This window comes from Cellulomonas sp. ATA003, assembly GCF_031582905.1.
Taxonomy (GTDB): domain Bacteria; phylum Actinomycetota; class Actinomycetes; order Actinomycetales; family Cellulomonadaceae; genus Pengzhenrongella.
Genome location: NZ_CP133990.1, coordinates 2950238 through 2968028, shown reverse-complemented (window position 1 = coordinate 2968028; position 17791 = coordinate 2950238). Strand labels below are relative to the sequence as shown.

Annotated in this window: 16 protein-coding genes and 4 pseudogenes; 18 read left to right on the top strand and 2 right to left on the bottom strand. The window is 74.0% G+C overall.

The window, feature by feature from the left end; all coding sequences use genetic code 11:
- Positions 1–178: 178 nt before the first annotated feature.
- The 12 genes and pseudogenes from atpB (at position 179) to REH70_RS14760 (ending at position 11122) form a co-directional block, all read left to right on the top strand.
- Positions 179–985, top strand: a complete 807-nt coding sequence (gene atpB / locus REH70_RS14820; protein WP_310748430.1) for a F0F1 ATP synthase subunit A — start codon at positions 179–181, stop codon at positions 983–985.
- Between the two features lie 80 nt (positions 986–1065).
- Positions 1066–1296, top strand: coding sequence for an ATP synthase F0 subunit C (gene atpE, locus REH70_RS14815; RefSeq protein ID WP_310748428.1), 231 nt, complete (start codon positions 1066–1068; stop codon positions 1294–1296).
- On the top strand, positions 1296–1877 hold the full coding sequence (locus tag REH70_RS14810; RefSeq protein WP_310748426.1) for a F0F1 ATP synthase subunit B: 582 nt from the start codon (positions 1296–1298) through the stop codon (positions 1875–1877). Before atpE ends, REH70_RS14810 begins: the two co-directional genes overlap by 1 nt.
- Entirely contained in the window at positions 1877–2689 is an 813-nt protein-coding gene (locus REH70_RS14805) for a F0F1 ATP synthase subunit delta (protein ID WP_310748424.1), read from the top strand. The genes REH70_RS14810 and REH70_RS14805 overlap by 1 nt, the downstream gene beginning before the upstream one ends.
- 78 nt (positions 2690–2767) lie before the next feature.
- A complete protein-coding gene (gene atpA / locus REH70_RS14800; protein WP_310748421.1) occupies positions 2768–4396 on the top strand; it encodes a F0F1 ATP synthase subunit alpha in 1629 nt (542 codons plus the stop codon).
- Between the two features lie 3 nt (positions 4397–4399).
- A pseudogene (locus tag REH70_RS14795) lies at positions 4400–5289 on the top strand (F0F1 ATP synthase subunit gamma).
- Positions 5290–5373: 84 nt separating this feature from the next.
- Positions 5374–6855 carry a F0F1 ATP synthase subunit beta gene (atpD, locus tag REH70_RS14790; RefSeq protein WP_310748419.1) on the top strand — a complete coding sequence of 494 codons (1482 nt, stop codon included), beginning with the start codon at positions 5374–5376 and terminating at the stop codon, positions 6853–6855.
- Positions 6856–6898: 43 nt separating this feature from the next.
- Positions 6899–7171: a F0F1 ATP synthase subunit epsilon gene (locus REH70_RS14785; protein WP_310748417.1), complete on the top strand. Its 273-nt coding sequence runs from the start codon at positions 6899–6901 to the stop codon at positions 7169–7171.
- Between the two features lie 38 nt (positions 7172–7209).
- The gene (locus REH70_RS14780; RefSeq protein WP_310748415.1) at positions 7210–7608 is read left to right on the top strand and encodes a DUF2550 domain-containing protein; all 399 of its coding nucleotides are present in this window, start codon (positions 7210–7212) and stop codon (positions 7606–7608) included.
- A gap of 9 nt (positions 7609–7617) precedes the next feature.
- Positions 7618–8313: an endonuclease NucS gene (gene nucS, locus REH70_RS14775; protein WP_310748413.1), complete on the top strand. Its 696-nt coding sequence runs from the start codon at positions 7618–7620 to the stop codon at positions 8311–8313.
- Between the two features lie 34 nt (positions 8314–8347).
- Positions 8348–9558: pseudogene (locus REH70_RS14770) on the top strand (N-acetylglucosamine-6-phosphate deacetylase).
- 132 nt (positions 9559–9690) lie between these two features.
- Positions 9691–11122, top strand: a pseudogene (locus tag REH70_RS14760) (GH1 family beta-glucosidase).
- Here the strand turns inward: REH70_RS14760 and REH70_RS14755 are convergent.
- Positions 11119–11253: a hypothetical protein gene (locus REH70_RS14755; protein ID WP_310748409.1), complete on the bottom strand. Its 135-nt coding sequence runs from the start codon at positions 11251–11253 to the stop codon at positions 11119–11121. The pseudogene REH70_RS14760 and the gene REH70_RS14755 overlap by 4 nt on opposite strands.
- Here REH70_RS14755 and REH70_RS14750 point away from each other — a divergent pair.
- The 4 genes and pseudogenes from REH70_RS14750 (at position 11252) to REH70_RS14735 (ending at position 13195) form a co-directional block, all read left to right on the top strand.
- The gene (locus REH70_RS14750) at positions 11252–11557 is read left to right on the top strand and encodes a hypothetical protein (protein WP_310748407.1); all 306 of its coding nucleotides are present in this window, start codon (positions 11252–11254) and stop codon (positions 11555–11557) included. The two genes, REH70_RS14755 and REH70_RS14750, sit on opposite strands and share 2 nt — an antisense overlap.
- A 29-nt stretch (positions 11558–11586) precedes the next feature.
- On the top strand, positions 11587–12369 hold the full coding sequence (locus REH70_RS14745) for an alpha/beta hydrolase (protein ID WP_310748405.1): 783 nt from the start codon (positions 11587–11589) through the stop codon (positions 12367–12369).
- A gap of 5 nt (positions 12370–12374) precedes the next feature.
- Positions 12375–12956 (top strand): annotated as a pseudogene (locus tag REH70_RS14740) (alpha/beta fold hydrolase); the annotation flags it as partial.
- Positions 12899–13195 carry an alpha/beta hydrolase gene (locus tag REH70_RS14735; RefSeq protein ID WP_310748403.1) on the top strand — a complete coding sequence of 99 codons (297 nt, stop codon included), beginning with the start codon at positions 12899–12901 and terminating at the stop codon, positions 13193–13195. The pseudogene REH70_RS14740 and the gene REH70_RS14735, both read left to right, overlap by 58 nt.
- On the opposite strand, the gene REH70_RS14730 is transcribed toward REH70_RS14735, so the two are convergent.
- The gene (locus REH70_RS14730) at positions 13179–13523 is read right to left on the bottom strand and encodes a hypothetical protein (protein ID WP_310748401.1); all 345 of its coding nucleotides are present in this window, start codon (positions 13521–13523) and stop codon (positions 13179–13181) included. The two genes, REH70_RS14735 and REH70_RS14730, sit on opposite strands and share 17 nt — an antisense overlap.
- 2190 nt (positions 13524–15713) lie before the next feature.
- On the opposite strand from REH70_RS14730, the gene REH70_RS14725 reads away from it, so the two are divergent.
- Together REH70_RS14725 and REH70_RS14720 are read left to right on the top strand one after the other, a co-directional pair.
- Complete coding sequence (locus REH70_RS14725) at positions 15714–16769, top strand: hypothetical protein (protein WP_310748399.1); 1056 nt, start codon at positions 15714–15716, stop codon at positions 16767–16769.
- Entirely contained in the window at positions 16769–17779 is a 1011-nt protein-coding gene (locus REH70_RS14720) for a hypothetical protein (RefSeq protein WP_310748397.1), read from the top strand. Before REH70_RS14725 ends, REH70_RS14720 begins: the two co-directional genes overlap by 1 nt.
- Positions 17780–17791: the final 12 nt, after the last annotated feature.

The following is a 17791-nucleotide window of genomic DNA, read 5'->3' as shown; positions in this document are numbered from 1 at the left end:
CCGCGGCGCCGGGCCGTGACGCCCGCGCAGGGCGCCGGCGGCGGCCCCGCTGCGCGGATCGCCGTCCCGCATACGTTAGGCTTCACCCGATCCAATCCGGCCTGTCCGACGTGACGCACGCTCGTCCGAGCGCGCGCCTTCGGCGTACGACCACGGGGAGCTCGTCCTGAACACCGTTGTGACGACACGACTGCTCGCCGCCGCGGGTCATGAGGAGGGCGGCGGCTTCCACGCCCCCACCATCGGAGAGTTCTTCCCCACCGCCATCGCGTTCGGGGGGACCGCCTTCGAGTTCAACCGGATCATGCTGGTCCGGGTGGTCGCGGCCCTCGCGCTGTGCCTGCTGTTCTGGCTGGCCGCACGCCGCGCGACGCTCGTCCCGGGCCGTGGCCAGGGCGTGGCGGAGATCGCGCTGGACTTCGTCCGCGTGAACATCGCCCGGGAGATCCTGGGCGAGAACGCGCGCAAGTACCTGCCGATGCTGACCACGATCTTCTTCGCGATCCTCGCGTTCAACGTCACGGGCATCATTCCGTTCCTCAACATCGCGGGGACGTCCCTCATCGGGCTGCCGGTGCTGCTGGCCCTGTGGGTGTACGTCATGTACCTCGGGGCCGGCGTGAAGGCGCACCACGGCGTGGGCGGGTTCCTCAAGTCGAACCTGTTCCCGCCCGGGGTCCCCAAGCTCCTCTACGTCCTCATCACGCCGATCGAGGTCCTGCAGGTCTTCGTGATCCGGCCGGCCACGCTGGCGCTGCGACTCACGGCCAACATGATCGCCGGGCACCTGCTCCTCGTGCTGTGCTTCGCGGCCACGCACTTCTTCTTCTTCGAGGCGACCGGTGCTCTCAAGGCCGTCGGCGCGCTGTCCCTCGCGGCCGGCCTCGCGTTCACGCTCTTCGAGCTCCTCGTCGCGGCCCTGCAGGCGTACATCTTCGCGCTGCTCGCGGCGGTCTACATCAGCCTCTCCACCGAGGCGCACTGACCCGGCGCCCCGGCGCTGACACGACCCCCAGCTGTTCAACCTGCCCGGTACGACCGGGCGCCCCAACGGAAGGAACCCTCATGGCGGACGCAACCATCCTGGCCGAGGTCACGGGAGACGTGGCGACGATCGGCTACGGCCTCGCCACGCTCGGCCCGGGCATCGGCCTCGGCATCCTCATCGGCAAGACCGTCGAGGGCATCTCGCGCCAGCCTGAGGTCGCCGGCCAGCTGCGCACCACGATGTTCATCGGTGTGGCGTTCGTCGAGGTGCTCGCGCTGCTCGGTCTCATCGCCGGCTTCCTGTTCTGATGCACGCCTCGACCGCCGCGGCGCTCGTCGCTGCGGAGAGCACCCCGGAGTACGAGGGGATCGACCTCTTCATCCCCGCGGTCTACGACATCCTCTGGTCGGCTGTCGTCGTCATCCCGATCGCGATCCTGTTCTACAAGGTCGTGCTGCCGAAGTTCACCGCCGTGCTCGACGAGCGCACGTCGCGGATCGAGGGCGGCATCGCCAAGGCGGAGTCGGCGCAGGCGGAGGCCCAGGAGGCGCTCGCGCGCAACCAGCAGGAGCTCGCCGCGGCGCGCGCCGAGGCGGCACGCATCCGCGAGGAGGCGCGCACCGAGGGTTCAGCCATCGTCGCGGAGTACCGCGAGCGGGCCTCGGCGGAGGCGGACCGCATCCTCGAGACGGCCCAGCGCCAGATCGAGGCGGAGCGCCAGCAGGCCTCGGTCGCGCTGCGCGCCGAGGTCGGCACGCTGGCCACGCAGCTCGCGTCGCGGATCGTCGGCGAGGCCCTGGAGGACGAGGCGCGTCAGTCGCGCGTCGTCGACCGGTTCCTCGACGAGCTCGCGGCGACCACCACGGCGGACGCAGGCAAGGGGAAGTGATGCGCGGGACGAGTCGGGTCTCACTGCAGGGGGTCGCGGACCGGTTCGAGCCGGTGCTGCTCGCTGCCGGTGCCGAGGCGGCAACCATCGGTGAGCAGATGTTCACCCTGGTCGACGCCCTCGACGGGTCCGGCTCGTTGCGTCGCACCCTGACCGACCCGTCGGTCGAGGGTGAGGCGAAGGCGGGCCTGGCCCGCCGCCTGCTCGCCGACGCCCGACCCGAGGTGGCCGACGTCGTCGCCGACCTCGTGTCGCAGCGGTGGTCGGACGAGGAGGACCTCACCGAGGGCATCGAGGAGCTCGGGTTCTGGGCGGTGCTGGCCTCGGCCGACGCCGCCGGTGACCTGCTCCGCGTCGAGCAGGAGCTGTTCGCGCTCACCCGCGCGCTGGTCGACCAGCGTGAGGTCCGCCGCGCGCTGGCGGACCCGGCGGCGGCACCCGAGCGGCGCGCGGCCCTCGTCGAGGCGATCCTCGGCGGCGGCGCGGCCGACGGCACGTCGCGCATCGCCCGGCGGGCCGCGGTGTCGGCGCGCGGGCGCCGGTTCGTCGCGACCCTCACGCACGTCGGCGACCTCGCCGCCGCGCGTCGGCGTCGCATCGTCGCCTCGGTGACGTCGCGCACCGAGCTCACGGCCGCGCAGCGCGAACGGCTCGCCGGGATCCTCGCGTCGACCTACGGCTCCGACATCCAGATCAACGTGTCCGTGGACCCCACCGTGCTGGGCGGCCTGCGGGTCCAGGTGGGCGCCGACGTCGTCGACGCGACGGTGCTCACCCGCCTCGACGACGCCCGACGACGACTTGCCGGCTGACCGGGCTCGCCCCCACTCACGCATCATGAACGTGTACGACCGCACCCACCGAGGTGCAGTCACGACAGGAGAAACGCAATGGCTGAGCTGACGATCCGCTCCGAGGACATCAGGGCTGCCCTCGACAGCTTCGTGAAGTCCTACGAGCCGAAGGGCGCGGTGGCCGAGGAGGTCGGCCGCGTCGTCCTCGCCGGCGACGGCATCGCGCAGGTCGAGGGCCTGCCGGGAGCGATGGCGAACGAGCTGCTGCGCTTCGAGGACGGCACGCTCGGCCTCGCGCTGAACCTCGACGTCCGCCAGATCGGCGTCGTCGTCCTGGGGGAGTTCACCGGGATCGAGGAGGGCCAGGAGGTCCGCCGGACGGGCGAGGTCCTGTCCGTCCCGGTCGGTGACGGCTACCTGGGTCGTGTCGTCGACCCGCTCGGCGAGGCGATCGACGGTCTCGGCGAGATCGCGACATCCGGTCGGCGAGCCCTGGAGCTGCAGGCGCCCGGCGTCATGGCGCGCAAGAGCGTCCACGAGCCGCTGCAGACCGGCCTCAAGGCCATCGACGCGATGATCCCGATCGGCCGCGGCCAGCGTCAGCTCATCATCGGTGACCGCCAGACCGGCAAGACGGCGATCGCGATCGACACGATCATCAACCAGAAGGCCAACTGGGAGACCGGCGACCCGAAGAAGCAGGTCCGCTGCATCTACGTCGCCATCGGCCAGAAGGGCTCGACGATCGCCTCCGTGCGCGGCGCCCTCGAGGCGGCCGGCGCGCTGGAGTACACGACGATCGTCGCGGCGCCCGCGTCCGACCCCGCCGGGTTCAAGTACCTCGCGCCCTACACCGGCTCCGCGATCGGCCAGCAGTGGATGTACGAGGGCAAGCACGTCCTCATCATCTTCGACGACCTGTCCAAGCAGGCCGAGGCCTACCGCGCCGTCTCGCTGCTGCTGCGCCGCCCGCCGGGCCGCGAGGCGTACCCCGGCGACGTCTTCTACCTGCACTCCCGTCTCCTCGAGCGCTGCGCGAAGCTCTCCGACGAGCTGGGCGCGGGCTCGATGACCGGTCTGCCGATGATCGAGACGAAGGCCAACGACGTCTCGGCGTACATCCCGACCAACGTCATCTCGATCACCGACGGCCAGATCTTCCTCCAGTCGGACCTGTTCAACGCCAACCAGCGCCCCGCGGTCGACGTCGGCATCTCGGTGTCCCGCGTCGGTGGCTCGGCCCAGGTCAAGGCCATGAAGAAGGTCTCCGGGACGCTGAAGCTCGACCTGGCGCAGTACCGCTCGCTCGAGGCGTTCGCCATGTTCGCCTCGGACCTCGACGCCGCGTCGCGTGCGCAGCTGACCCGTGGGGCTCGCCTCATGGAGCTGCTCAAGCAGCCGCAGTACTCGCCGTTCCCGGTCGAGGACCAGGTCGCGTCGATCTGGGCCGGCACCAAGGGCAAGCTGGATGACGTCCCGCTCGAGGACGTCGGCCGCTTCGAGACCGAGCTCATCGACCACCTGCGCCGCAACACCGAGGTGCTCACCACGATCGCGACCTCGGGCAAGCTCGAGGACGAGACCGAGCAGGCGCTCGAGGCGGGCGTCGACGAGTTCCGTCGCGGCTTCCTCAAGGGAGACGGCTCGCCGCTCGTCGGTGGGGACGTGACGGACGAGGCCGTCGAGGTCGAGCAGGAGCAGATCGTCCGGCAGAAGCGGGGCTGACGCGTGGCAGGTCAGCAGCGCGTCTACCGGCAGCGGATCCGGTCGACCCAGTCGTTGAAGAAGATCTTCCGTGCGATGGAGCTCATCGCCGCGTCGCGCATCGGCAAGGCGCGGGGACGCGTGACGGCCGCGACCCCGTACGCCCGTGCGCTCACGCGCGCGGTCTCGGCGGTCGCGACCCACTCGGACGTCTCGCACCCGCTCACCACCGAGCGGACCGACACGAACCGGGTCGCCGTGCTCGTCGCGACGTCGGACCGCGGGATGGCGGGGGCCTACTCGGCCTCCGTCATCCGCGAGGCGGAGCGTCTGGTCGAGGAGCTGCAGGGGGAGGGCAAGGAGGTCGTCCTGTACGTCGTCGGCCGCCGCGCCGTGTCGTACTACGCCTTCCGGGGTCGCGACATCGCCCAGAGCTGGACCGGGGGTCGGACGCACCGACCTACGAGACGGCGACGGAGATCGCCGACACCCTGCTCGCGGCGTTCCTCGACCCGAGCACCGAGGGGGTCGGCGAGCTGCACGTGGTGTACACGCAGTTCGTCAACATGGTCACCCAGACGCCGCGGGTCATCCGGATGCTGCCGCTCGAGGTCGTCGAGGGGGTCACGTCGGCGGAGGAGCACCGTGCCCTGCCGCTGTACGACTTCGAGCCCTCGCCCGAGGCCGTGCTGGACGCCCTGCTGCCCCGCTACGTGCGCAGCCGCATCTACAGCTGCCTGCTCCAGGCGGCCGCGTCCGAGCTCGCCGCCCGGCAGCGCGCGATGCACACGGCGACCGAGAACGCCGAGGACCTCATCCGGATGTACACCCGGCTGGCGAACCAGGCGCGTCAGGCCGAGATCACCCAGGAGATCAGCGAGATCGTCTCCGGCGCTGACGCGCTGGCCTCCTGAAAGCAGCGCACCGCTGCCCACCCGACCGAGCATGCAGGTACAGACCGACCGGGGCCGTCCTCGGTCCAGCGAAGCGAGAGATCAATGACTGCCACCGTTACCGAGACCGGCTCCTCGCAGTCCGGTCAGCCGACCGTCGGGCGGGTCGCCCGGGTGATCGGTCCCGTCGTCGACATCGAGTTCCCGGCCGACGCGATCCCCGAGATCTACAACGCGCTCACGGTCGACATCGACCTCGCCACGCGCGGTGAGGGCGAGGGAACCCTCACCATGACGCTCGAGGTTGCCCAGCACCTGGGTGACGCGCTCGTGCGCGCCATCGCGCTCAAGCCGACCGACGGCCTCGTCCGCGGTGCCGTCGTCACCGACACGGGCAAGCCGATCAGCGTCCCGGTGGGCGACGTCACCAAGGGTCATGTCTTCGACGTGACCGGTGAGGTCCTCAACCTCAAGGAGGGCGAGCAGCTCGAGATCACCGAGCGCTGGCCGATCCACCGCAAGGCGCCGAGCTTCGACCAGCTCGAGTCCAAGACGCAGATGTTCGAGACCGGCATCAAGGTCATCGACCTGCTCACCCCGTACGTGCAGGGCGGGAAGATCGGCCTGTTCGGGGGCGCCGGCGTCGGCAAGACGGTCCTGATCCAGGAGATGATCTACCGCGTCGCCAACAACCACAACGGTGTGTCGGTGTTCGCCGGGGTCGGTGAGCGCACCCGCGAGGGCAACGACCTCATCGAGGAGATGACGGACTCCGGGGTCATCAAGCAGACCGCCCTGGTGTTCGGCCAGATGGACGAGCCGCCGGGCACGCGTCTGCGGGTCGCGCTGTCCGCGCTGACGATGGCGGAGTACTTCCGCGACGTGCAGAAGCAGGACGTGCTGCTGTTCATCGACAACATCTTCCGGTTCACGCAGGCCGGCTCCGAGGTGTCGACGCTGCTCGGCCGCATGCCGTCCGCGGTCGGCTACCAGCCGAACCTGGCGGACGAGATGGGCCAGCTGCAGGAGCGGATCACCTCGACGCGTGGTCACTCGATCACCTCGCTGCAGGCGATCTACGTGCCCGCGGACGACTACACCGACCCCGCCCCGGCGACGACGTTCGCGCACCTGGACGCCACGACGGAGCTGTCCCGCGAGATCGCGTCGCGTGGTCTGTACCCGGCCGTCGACCCGCTGGCGTCCACGTCCCGCATCCTCGACCCGCGCTACGTCGGCCAGGAGCACTACGACACGGCGACCCGCGTGAAGTCGATCCTCCAGCGCAACAAGGAGCTGCAGGACATCATCGCGATCCTCGGTGTCGACGAGCTGTCCGAGGAGGACAAGACCGTCGTCGGCCGCGCGCGCCGCATCCAGCAGTTCCTGTCCCAGAACACCTACATGGCCGAGCAGTTCACCTCGGTCCCCGGCTCGACGGTCCCGCTCTCGGAGACGGTCGAGGCGTTCTCGAAGATCGCGGACGGCGAGTTCGACCACATCTCCGAGCAGGCGTTCTTCAACATCGGTGGGCTCGAGGACCTCGAGCGCAACTGGGCGCGGATCCAGAAGGACTACGGGCTCTAGAGCCCGACCACCGGCCCGAGCACCTGAGACAAGGGGAGTACCTGTGGCACACCTGGAGGTCGACCTCGTCGCCGCCGACCGCACGATCTGGTCGGGCGAGGCGAGCATGGTCAGCGCGCCCGCGTCGGAGGGCGAGGTCGGCATCCTGCCCGGGCACACCCCGATGCTGGCGGTGCTGCGGGCCGGCACCGTGCGGATCACCCCGCTGCAGGGTGAGGTGGTCCGCACGGACGTCGAGGCGGGGTTCATCTCCGTCGACGAGAACCGCGTCACGGTCGTGTCAGACTCGGCCGTCGCCGGCTCCGCCGGGCGCTGACCGCCGGGGGCCAGGTGTCGGGGACGCTGGTCGGTGCCGTGCTCGCGGCGCTCCTGCTCGTGCTCGTCGTCCTGGCAGCGCTCGGCGCGTCCCGCCTGCGAGTGCTGTCGAGCCGGATCGGCTCGTTCGAGTGCGGCGCCCGACCGGCCGAACCGGCCGGGGGCAGCTGGACGGCCGGCATCGCGCACTACGGTGCCGGCCGGATCGAGTGGTGGCGGTCCTGGTCGCTCGCCCCGCGTCCGGCGCAGACGTGGAGACGCCGGGAGCTCGAGGTCGTCGACCGTGCCCCGCTGGGCCCGGACGACCCCGGGACGCTCCTCGTCCGGTGCCGGTACGGCGGTCAGGACCTGGAGCTCAGCATGTCGGCCGAGGCCCTGGCTGGTCTGACCGCGTGGCTCGAGGCCGCGCCGCCGACCGACGCGCACCACGTGATCTGAAGGGAACCCGTGCGACTCGTCATCGCCCGCTGCTCGGCCGACTACTCCGGCCGGCTCAACGCGCACCTGCCGCTGGCCACGCGCCTGCTGCTGGTCAAGGCGGACGGCAGCGTGCTGCTGCACTCCGACGGCGGGTCCTACAAGCCGCTCAACTGGATGAGCCCGCCGTGCACGCTCCAGGTGGGCGAGCCGGACGAGGCGGCGCGGGAGCGCGGCGTCGAGCAGGTGTGGTCGGTGCAGCACCGCAAGAGCGACGACCGCCTGGTGGTCGAGCTGCACGAGGTGCTGCACGACTCCGCGCACGACCTCGGGGTCGACCCCGGCCTGGTCAAGGACGGCGTCGAGGCACACCTGCAGGTCATGCTCGCCGCCCAGATCGAGCTGCTCGGTGCCGGCCACACGCTGGTGCGGCGCGAGTACCCGACCGCGATCGGACCGGTCGACATCCTCGCGCGGGACCCGTCGGGCGCGACGGTCGCCGTCGAGATCAAGCGCCGGGGTGACATCGACGGCGTCGAGCAGCTCACGCGCTACCTCGAGCTGCTCAACCGCGACCCCCACCTGGCCCCCGTGCGCGGCGTGTTCGCCGCGCAGGAGATCAAGCCGCAGGCCCGGGTGCTCGCGCTCGACCGGGGCATCGGCTGCCTCGTCCTGGACCTCGAGGCGATGCGCGGGCACGACGACGTCGCCTCGCGCCTCTTCTGACGCAGGTGCGGGCCCGGGACGCGGCGGTGGACCGATGAGCGAGCTGGTCGTGCGCGGTCGCGTCGTGACGCCCGGCGCGGTGGTCGACGACGGCGCGGTCGTGGTCGCCGGCGACCGGATCGTGTGGGTCGGGCCGGTGGCCGAGGTGCCCCGCGCGCACTCCGCAGCGGTCGCGTCGACCCCCGTGCCCCCCGCCGGAACGACCGTGCTGCCCGGCCTGGTCGACCTGCACGACCACGGCGGCGGCGGCGCCTCCTTCCCGGACGCGACGACCCCCGGCGACGCCCGCCGCGCGGTGCGCGAGCACCTGCGGCACGGCACGACCGCACTGGTCGCGTCCCTGGTGACCGCCGACCCCGCCACCCTGCTCACCCGCACCGCGCTGCTCGCCGACCTGGCCGACGCCGGCGAGATCGTCGGCATCCACCTCGAGGGGCCGTTCCTGTCCGTGGCGCGCTGCGGGGCGCAGAACCCGGCGGACATGCTCTCCGGCGACCCTGACCTCGTGCGGGCGGTCGCTCTGGCCGCCCGCGGGCACCTCGTGACGATGACCGTCGCCCCCGAGGTGGACGGCGTGCGCGGTGCCGGCGGGGTGGTGGACACGCTGGCCGAGGTCGGTGCGGTCCCGTCGTTCGGCCACACCGACGCGGACTCCGGGACCGTCGACGACGCCGTCCGGCAGGCCCGCCGTGCGCTCGCCCGGACCGGGTCGCGGTCGGCGCGACCGACCGCGACCCACCTGTTCAACGGCATGCGGCCGCTGCACCACCGCGATCCCGGCCCGGTCGCGGCATGCCTGGCCGCCGCGGCGCGCGGGAGCTCGTCGTCGAGCTGGTCGCGGACGGCACCCACCTCGCCCCCGGCACGGTGCGGGCGGTGTTCGACCTCGTGGGGCCGGACGCGATCGCGCTCGTCACCGACGCGATGGCCGCGGCCGGGATGCCGGACGGCAGCTACGAGCTCGGGCCGATGCACGTCGTCGTCGCGGACGGTGTCGCCCGGCTCGCGGACGGCGGCTCGATCGCCGGCGGCACCGCGCACCTGCTCGACGTCGTCGGTGAGACCGTGCGGGCCGGTGTCCCGCTCGAGCACGCCGTACGGGCGGCCACGCTGACGCCGGCGGGCGTCCTCGGTCGCGGCGACCTCGGCGCGCTCGAGCGCGGCCGGCGCGCGGACGTCGTCGTCGTCGACGCGGACCTCGCGCCGCTCGCCGTCATGCGCGCGGGGGCGTGGCTCGCGGACTGACCCCGCGACCCAACCCCGCGACCCGACCCCGGGGCGGGACGGTGTGGAAGCGGTGCCGCACCCCCTCTACGGTGGAGGGCGGACCGGCCGCGAGCCGTCCGCCCCGACCCCGCAGCGAAGGATCACCTCCCCATGAGCAGCGCACGCACGTTCCCGCCCGAGTTCCTCTGGGGCTCCGCCACGGCCGCCTACCAGGTCGAGGGTGCCGCGACCGAGGGAGGGCGCGGGCCGTCCATCTGGGACACCTACAGCCACACTCCCGGCCGGACGATGAACGGTGACACCGGGGACGTCGCGGCGGACCACTTCCACCGGTTCCGCGAGGACGTCGCGCTCATGAAGGACCTCGGCCTGCAGGCCTACCGGTTCTCCATCTCCTGGCCGCGCGTGCAGCCAAGCGGGTCCGGGGAGTTCAACGCGGAGGGCATCGCCTTCTACTCCGACCTCGTCGACGCGCTGATCGAGGCCGGCGTCGCGCCGGTCGTGACGCTCTACCACTGGGACCTCCCGCAGGAGCTCGAGGACGAGGGGGCTGGGCCAACCGGGAGACGGCGTACCGCTTCGCCGAGTACGCCGAGCGGATGGCGCGCGAGCTCGGGGACCGGATCACCGTGTGGACCACGCTGAACGAGCCGTGGTGCTCGGCCTACCTCGGGTACGGGTCCGGCGTGCACGCGCCGGGGCGGACCGACGGCGCCGCGGCGCTGGCCGCCGTCCACCACCTCAACCTCGCGCACGGCCTCGCCGGCCGCGCGATCCGCGGCGTGCTCGGTGTGGGCGCGCAGCTCTCGATCACGCTCAACCTGCACGTCGTGCGGCCCGACGACGCGGAGTCGGCGGACGACCGCGACGCCGTCCGCAAGATCGAGGCGCTCGCCAACGGCGCGTTCCTCGGCCCGATCCTCGACGGCGCCTACCCCCGGACCTCCTCGCGGACACCGCCGCGGTCAGCGACTGGTCGTTCGTGCAGGACGGCGACCTCGAGATCATCCGCACGCCCCTGGACGTGCTCGGCGTCAACTACTACTCGACGGTCCGGGTGCGGCACTACGACGGCACCGGCGAGCGCCCGGAGAACGACGGCCACGGGGCGTCGAAGGCCAGCCCGTGGATCGGCGCGACCGACGTCGCGTTCGTGCAGCAGCCCGGCCCGTACACCGCGATGGGCTGGAACATCGAGCCGCAGGGGATGACCGACCTGCTGATGTCGCTGCACGCGGCGTACCCCGACCAGCCGATGATGATCACGGAGAACGGCGCCGCGTTCGAGGACGAGGTCGCCCCGGACGGCCGCGTGCACGACGAGCGCCGGGTGTCCTACCTGCACGACCACATCGACGCCGTGGGTGCCGCGATGGACGCCGGCGCGGACGTGCGCGGCTACTTCGTGTGGTCCCTCATGGACAACTTCGAGTGGGGCTACGGGTACGACCGCCGGTTCGGCATCGTCCGGATCGACTACGACACGCTCGAGCGCATCCCCAAGGACTCGGCCCTCTGGTACCGCGAGCTCGTGCGCACCCGGTCGCTGCCGTCGGTGGAGTCCGCCGCGCGGCTCGGCTAGCCGGTGACGCCCGCGGCCCCCGCCCACCGCGGGGTCCGCCCACCGCGGGGGCCGCGGGCGTCGGCGTGCAGGACGTCGGCGTCCGGGACCTGGGTGCGCCGGGCGGCGGGGAGCAGGGAGGATGGGGACATGCCGAGCAGCCGGAGGTCCAAGCGCCGCCCGTGGACCGAGCCGCACCCCGAGCTCGACGTCCAACGGGCGACGGGCGGTCGGCGCAGCGAGGACGCGCCCGACGGGGCGTGGACGGTGCAGCACGTGCGCGGGTCGACCAAGTCCTACCGGTGCCCGGGATGCCAGGGCATGGTCGGGCCCGGGACGGCGCACGTCGTCGCCTGGGCGCAGGACGGGCTGTTCGGCCAGGACCAGGCGGTCGCGGACCGCCGCCACTGGCACACGGCGTGCTGGCAGATGCGGGCCCGGCGCCGCCCGCGCTGACGCCCGCCGCCCTGGCTAGGCTCGGTGCGGTGAGCCCTTCGACCGCCGACGCCCCGACCGACGCCACCGAGATCCGCGCCCTGACGGTCCTGCCCGCACGGCGGGAGGACGTCGAGCTCCACACCGCGGACGGCCTGACGCTGGTCGGCGAGCTCGCGCTCCCGGCCGACCGCCCGCCCGCCGCGACCCTGGTCACGCTGCACCCGCTGCCCACGCACGGCGGGTACATGGACTCGCACGTCCTGCGCAAGGCCGCCTGGCGCCTCCCCGCGCTCGCCGACCTCGCCGTCCTGCGCTTCAACACGCGGGGGACGACGTCACCCCGCGGCACGAGCGAGGGGGCCTTCGACGGCGGCGTCGGGGAGCGCTTCGACGTCGCGGCCGCGATCGAGCTCGCCGAGTTCCGCGACCTCCCGCGGCGCTGGCTGGTCGGCTGGTCCTTCGGCACCGAGCTCGCGCTCATGCACGGCCACGACCCCGCCGTCGAGGGGGCGATCCTGCTGTCGCCGCCGCTGCACCGCGCCACCGACGCGGACCTCGACGCGTGGGACGCGTTCGGCAAGCCGCTCGTGGTGCTCGTCCCCGAGCTGGACGACTACCTGCGCCCCGACGCCGCACGCGAGCGCTTCGCGCGGGTCCGCCAGGCCGAGGTCATCGGCGTCGACGGCGCGAAGCACCTGTGGGTCGGCGAGGCATCCGTGCGGCGCGTGCTCGACGAGATCGTCGCGCACGTCCTGCCCGGCCACGACCCGCTGCCGACGACCTGGAACGGACCGGTCGAGCAGGCGACCGACGACGACGAGAGCAGGTGACGACCATGACCGACGGACCGCTCGCGCTCCACACCGTCCGCACGGGCGACGGGACCCCGCTGGTCCTGCTGCCGAGCTTCCCTCTGGACCGCCGCATGTGGGACGACGTCGCGGCGCTCCTGCCGCCGGGTCCCGCGGTGCTCGTGCTCGACCCACCCGGGTTCGGCACGTCACCCGCACCCGACGCGGTCGCGCGCGCGCTGGGCGTCGACGCCGCGCCCGCGCTGGAGACGGCAGCCGACGCCGTCGCCGCCACCGTGCGGGCGGCGGGGGTGGACCGCGCGGTCGTCGCCGGCCTGTCCATGGGTGGCTACGTCGCGATGGCGCTCCTCGAGCGGCATCCCGACCTCGTCGCCGGCCTCGCGCTGGTCGACACCCGCTCGACCCCGACGACGACGCCGCGCGGGCGAACCGGCACCGCGTCGCCGACGCCGTGGAGACGTCGGGGAGCCTGGCGGAGCTCGCCGGCACGCCGAGCGCCCTGCTCGGCGCCGACAGCCGCGTGCACCGACCGGAGCTGGGCGACCGCATGGCCGCCTGGATCGCCGATGCGACCCCGGACGGTGTCGCGTGGGCGCAGCGAGCGATGGCCGCGCGCCCCGACCGGACCGCGGTGCTGGTCGGGTTCACCGGACCGGCCGTCGTGGTCGTCGGGGAGCAGGACGAGGTCACCCCGGTGCCCACGGCCCGCCACATGGCCGCAGCCCTGGGTGACGCCGAGGTCGTCGTCGTGCCGGGGGCCGGTCACATGACGAGCATCGAGGCCCCCGCCGCAGTGGCTGCCGCGCTGTCCCGCCTGCTCGCGCGGGTCACGCAGCGGGGCTGACCCGGGGGTCAGCCGTCGCCGGCCAGAGCGCGCGCCAGCGCGTCCGCGAGGTCGATCGACTCCCCGTCCCGGGCTCCCTTGCCGAGGACGAGCGGGGGTCGCTCGGCTCGGGGGACACCCCGGTGAAGCGGGCCCGCAGGCTCGGCGGGACGGTGAGCACGTAGAACTCGCCGTCGGTGCCGACGGCGACGCTCTCGTTGCGGCGCAGGTACCAGCCCCGCAGCGGCGTGCGGTAGCGCGCTCGGCCGTCGTAGCTGCGCGCCGCGAGCAGGTGTCGGTCCGGGGCCGTGCGACGTGACCTCCTCGACGAACCGCGCGATGAGCGCACGGGCCTGGGCCGCCTCGGCCTGGCGTCGCCGCTCCAGGGCGTCGGCGTGGATCCCGGCCGCCTCGCGGCGGCGCTCCTGCCAGGACGCCGGGTCCTGGCCGTCCGGTCGACCCGTGGCGGGCGTGCCGGCGGCGTCGGGTGTCATGACGCCGGTGCGACGGCGGACCGGTCCGCGTCGGTGTCGTCGGTGTCGTCCTCGTCGGTGCCGTCGCCGGCGTCGTCCTCGGTGGCCGTCCCCCGGGTGGGGCGATCGCAAACTGTTCCGCGGCCTCGCTCGCCCGGTCGAGGACCGCCAGGCTCGGCGTCGACTCGTCCCGCAGCAGCGCGCGCAGCTCGTCGAGGTAGCCGGCGACGGACTCGCGCTGGCGGTTGAGGTCGTCGACCTGGCGCTGCGCCGTCGTCCGGGTCCGGTGCGCGGTCGTGCGGGCCTCGGTCAGCGTCCGCTCGGCGGTGTGCCGCGCCTCCAGGACGAGGCGGTCGGCCTCCTCCCGTGCCGCGGCGAGCGCCTCGCGGGTCCGGGCGTCGGTGTCCCGGCGCACCTCCTCGGCCCGCTGGACCGCTCGCGCCACGCGCTCCTCCGCCTCCGCCGCGTGGGCCTCGGCGTCGGCGACGAGGCGCGCGGTCTGCGCGCGAGCGGCCTCGTGCCGCTCGCCGTCGGCCCGTTCGCCGGCCTCGCGTCGTGCGGCGATGTCGACCTCGGCCTGCGCGACCGCTCGGCGGGCGCCGTCGAGGACGGTGTCCGCGTCCGCCTGCGCCGCCGCCAGGAGGTCGGCGGCGGCGCGCTGCGCCTCGGCGCGGGTGCGCTCGACCTCCAGACGGGTCGACTCGCGCAGCTCGGACGTCTCGAGCGCCACCACCGCGCGCAGCTCGCCGGTGTCCAGGTCGGCGGCCGCGCGCAGCGCGGCGGTCTCCCGCTCGGCGGTGGCCCGCGCGTGCGCGATCTCCCGATCGGCGGTGGTGCGCAGCTCCTCCACGTCCCGCTCCGCAGCGGCCCGCAGCTCGGCGGCGTCCTGCTCCGCCTCCGTCCGCAGCGCCGCGGACTCCGCGGCTGCGCGCTGGCGCAGCGCCGTCGCCTCGCGCTCAGCCGCCGTGCGGGCCGCCTCCACCTCGTCCAGGCTCTGCGCCCGGGCGGCGGCCAGCTCGGTCTCGACGCGCTGCCGCAGCTCGGCGACCTCCGCCTGGACCGTCGAGCGGAGCTCGGCGGCGTACCGCTCGGCCTGGGCCCGCAGCCCGCCGACCTCCTGCTCGACCCGCGTGCGCAGCTCGGACGTCTCCACGTCGGCCGCGCGGCGCTGCTCGGTCGTGTCGTGCTCCGCGGCCGCACGCCAGGCGATCGCGTCGGAGTGCGCAGCGGCGCGCACCTGGGCGGCGGCCTCCTCCGTGGCGACGCGCAGCTCGGTGAGCTCGCGCTCCACCGCAGCGCGCAGGCTGCCGAGCTCACGCTCGAGGCCGGTCCGGCGCTCGGACTCCGCGGTCGTGGTGGCGCTGCGGATCCGGGCTGCCTCGCGCTCGGCGGAGCTCACGAGCTCCTCGGCCCGGCGGACGGCGTCGTCCAGCGTGCCCTGCGTTTCGGCCTGCGCGGTCGTGCGCAGCTCGTCCACCTCGCGACGAGCGGTCGCCATCGTCTCGGCCGCCTCGGTCTCCGCGCGCTCACGGAGCTGTGCGGCGGCGACCTCTGCCCGGGTGACCGTGTCCGCCGCCCGCCGGTCGGCCTGCGTGACGACGTCGGCGGACTGCTCCTCGGCTGTCCGGAGCAGCTGCTCGACCCGGGAGCCGAGACCGGCGTAGGTCGGGACCTCGGCCTCGCGCAGCCGCAGCCGGCTCTCGGAGAGCTCGCCGGCGGTGTGCATGAGCTTGGTGTCGAGGGTCTCGACCTGGGCGCGGGCATCGCGGAGCGCCTGCTCGAGCTCGGCCAGCCGGGCGTCGACCGGCCCCCGGTCGTACCCCGGAAGCTCACGACGGGGAAGGCGGGGCGGTCGTCGGGCACGGAGTCCTCCAGGTCGCGGGGCTGCGGAGCCGTCGGCGCCACGGCCGGCGCGCCGCGCGCGCTGCGGCGAGTGGCCGGTCACGCTGCGCCCAGGGTATCCACCGGGCCCCGCACCGCCCCGAGGAGCAGCACGACGGGTTCGGTTCGGCCGTCGCGGAGCCGCGCACCTATCCTGAGACGTCACCTTCCGAAAGGGTCCGTTCGTGCTGCAACGACTCATCGCCGCTCTGCTCGGCGTGCTCGGCCTGATCGCGATCGGACTGGCCATCGCGTCGGCGACCGTGTGGCGGGGCGACGACACGCTCACCGCGACCGCCCGCGCCGCGGACGGCAGCACCCTGATCACCACCGCGCCCGGCGTCCTCGAGATGGGCGACCCGCCCGTCACGATCCGCGCGACCGCCGACGACGACGCCAAGGTCGTCCTCGCCATCGGCCGCGACAGCGACGTGGCCGGCTGGATCGGCGCCGACGCCCACACCGTGATCACCGGCCTGCGCGACTGGCACACCTTCGCGACCGACGATGTCGCCCCGAGCGCCGAGGCCCCCGACGCCCAGGACGCTCCGGAGGAGGACACGTCCGAGGAGGCGCCGACGGACGAGACGCCCGCCGGCGAGGCGCCGGCCGAGGAGGCCCCGGCCGAGGTGGCGCCGGCCGAGGAGGCCCCCGCCGAGGAGGCCCCCGCCGAGGAGGCCCCCGCCGATGGCGCCGCCACGGACGGTGCGCCGACTGACGCGGACGCCACGGACGCCACGACGCAGGCGCCGGACCCGGACGGCAGCGACCTCTGGATCGAGCAGGTGACCGGCGAGGGCTCGGCCGAGATGGTCTGGGAGCCGCAGGACGGCCGCTGGACCCTGCTCGTGGCCAGCGCCGGCGAGGGTGCCGGACCGCCGACCATCGAGCTGTCCTGGCCCCGCACCGTGACCACGCCGTGGCTCGTCCCCGGGGTCGTCGGCGGCGCCGTCCTGCTCCTGCTCGCGCTCCTGCTCGCCCTGCGGGCACGCCGGAGCCGACGCCGTGCCACGACGCCGGCCGTGCCCGCGGGTGCGCGCCCCGGCGACGACGACGCCGTCGTCGGTACGCGCCCGGGGACGGGCGGCGCGACCGCGATGACCGTGCCGGCCACGGCGCCGGACGCCACGGCGCCGGACCCGACCGCGCGCGACACGCACGACGGCTCCGGCCGGGACGAACCGAGCCCCGACGCCTCGGGCGCCGACGCCACCGACGCCACCGACCGAGAGGACCGCTGATGCGCTCCGCCCACCGGGCGCGCCTGCTGGGCGCACTCCTGGCTCTGACCGCGGGCCTCACCGCGTGCGCACCCGAGCTGCCGCAGCCCGATGCGCCGGCCATCCCCGCCGCCGCGCCACCGGCCACCACGATCGAGCAGTCCGCCCGCATCCTCACGGCCGTCGGCGAGACGGTGGCCGCGGCGGACGCGGAGCTGTCGAGCACCGCGCTGTCCGATCGGGTCAGTGGTCCCGCCCTGACCTCACGGGCAGCGGAGTACGCGGTCGCCGCTGCGACGTCCGGGGCCGACGCACCCACGGCGCTGCCCGTGGAGCCGCAGACGCTCGTCGTCCCGACGACGACGGAGTGGCCGCGGACCCAGATCGTCATCACCGAGCAGCCCGACGACCTCACCAGCCCGCGCCTCCTGGTCCTCGAGCAGGCCTCGCCCCGCGCGCCCTACACGCTGTGGGCCTGGGCGCGACTGCTGCCCGGCGTCCAGATGCCGGCGACGGCGAACCCCTCCGTCGGGGCCGACGTCGTGCCACCGGACGCCGCCGACCTCGTGGCGGCCCCGGCCGACGTCGTCGCGCAGTACGCCGACGTCCTGGCGAGCGGCGACGGGTCGGCGTACGCGGCCACCTTCGCGACACCCGACCCGTACCGCCAGCGGATCGCGGAGGGGCGCGCGGTGCAGGAGGCCGCGGCAGCGGACGGCGGCACCTTCGCCGAGACCTACGCGGCCGTGCCCGGGCAGGTCGTCGCCCACCGCACCGCGGACGGCGGCGCCCTGGTGGTCGGTGGCATGACGACGACCTCCACCACCACGGTCACCGGCGCGTCGATCACGGTCATCCCCCAGTACGCCGCCGTGTCCGGCGGGGCACTGCCTGCCGGTGCGGTGCTGCGCAACAACCTCACCGTGGGATGGACCGACGTCGTCGCCTTCTACGTCCCGCCCGCCGGTTCGGACGCACCCGTCCAGGTGCTCGGCGCCGAGCACACGTACACGTCAGCCTCCGGTTCCTGAGCCGGCCCCCGA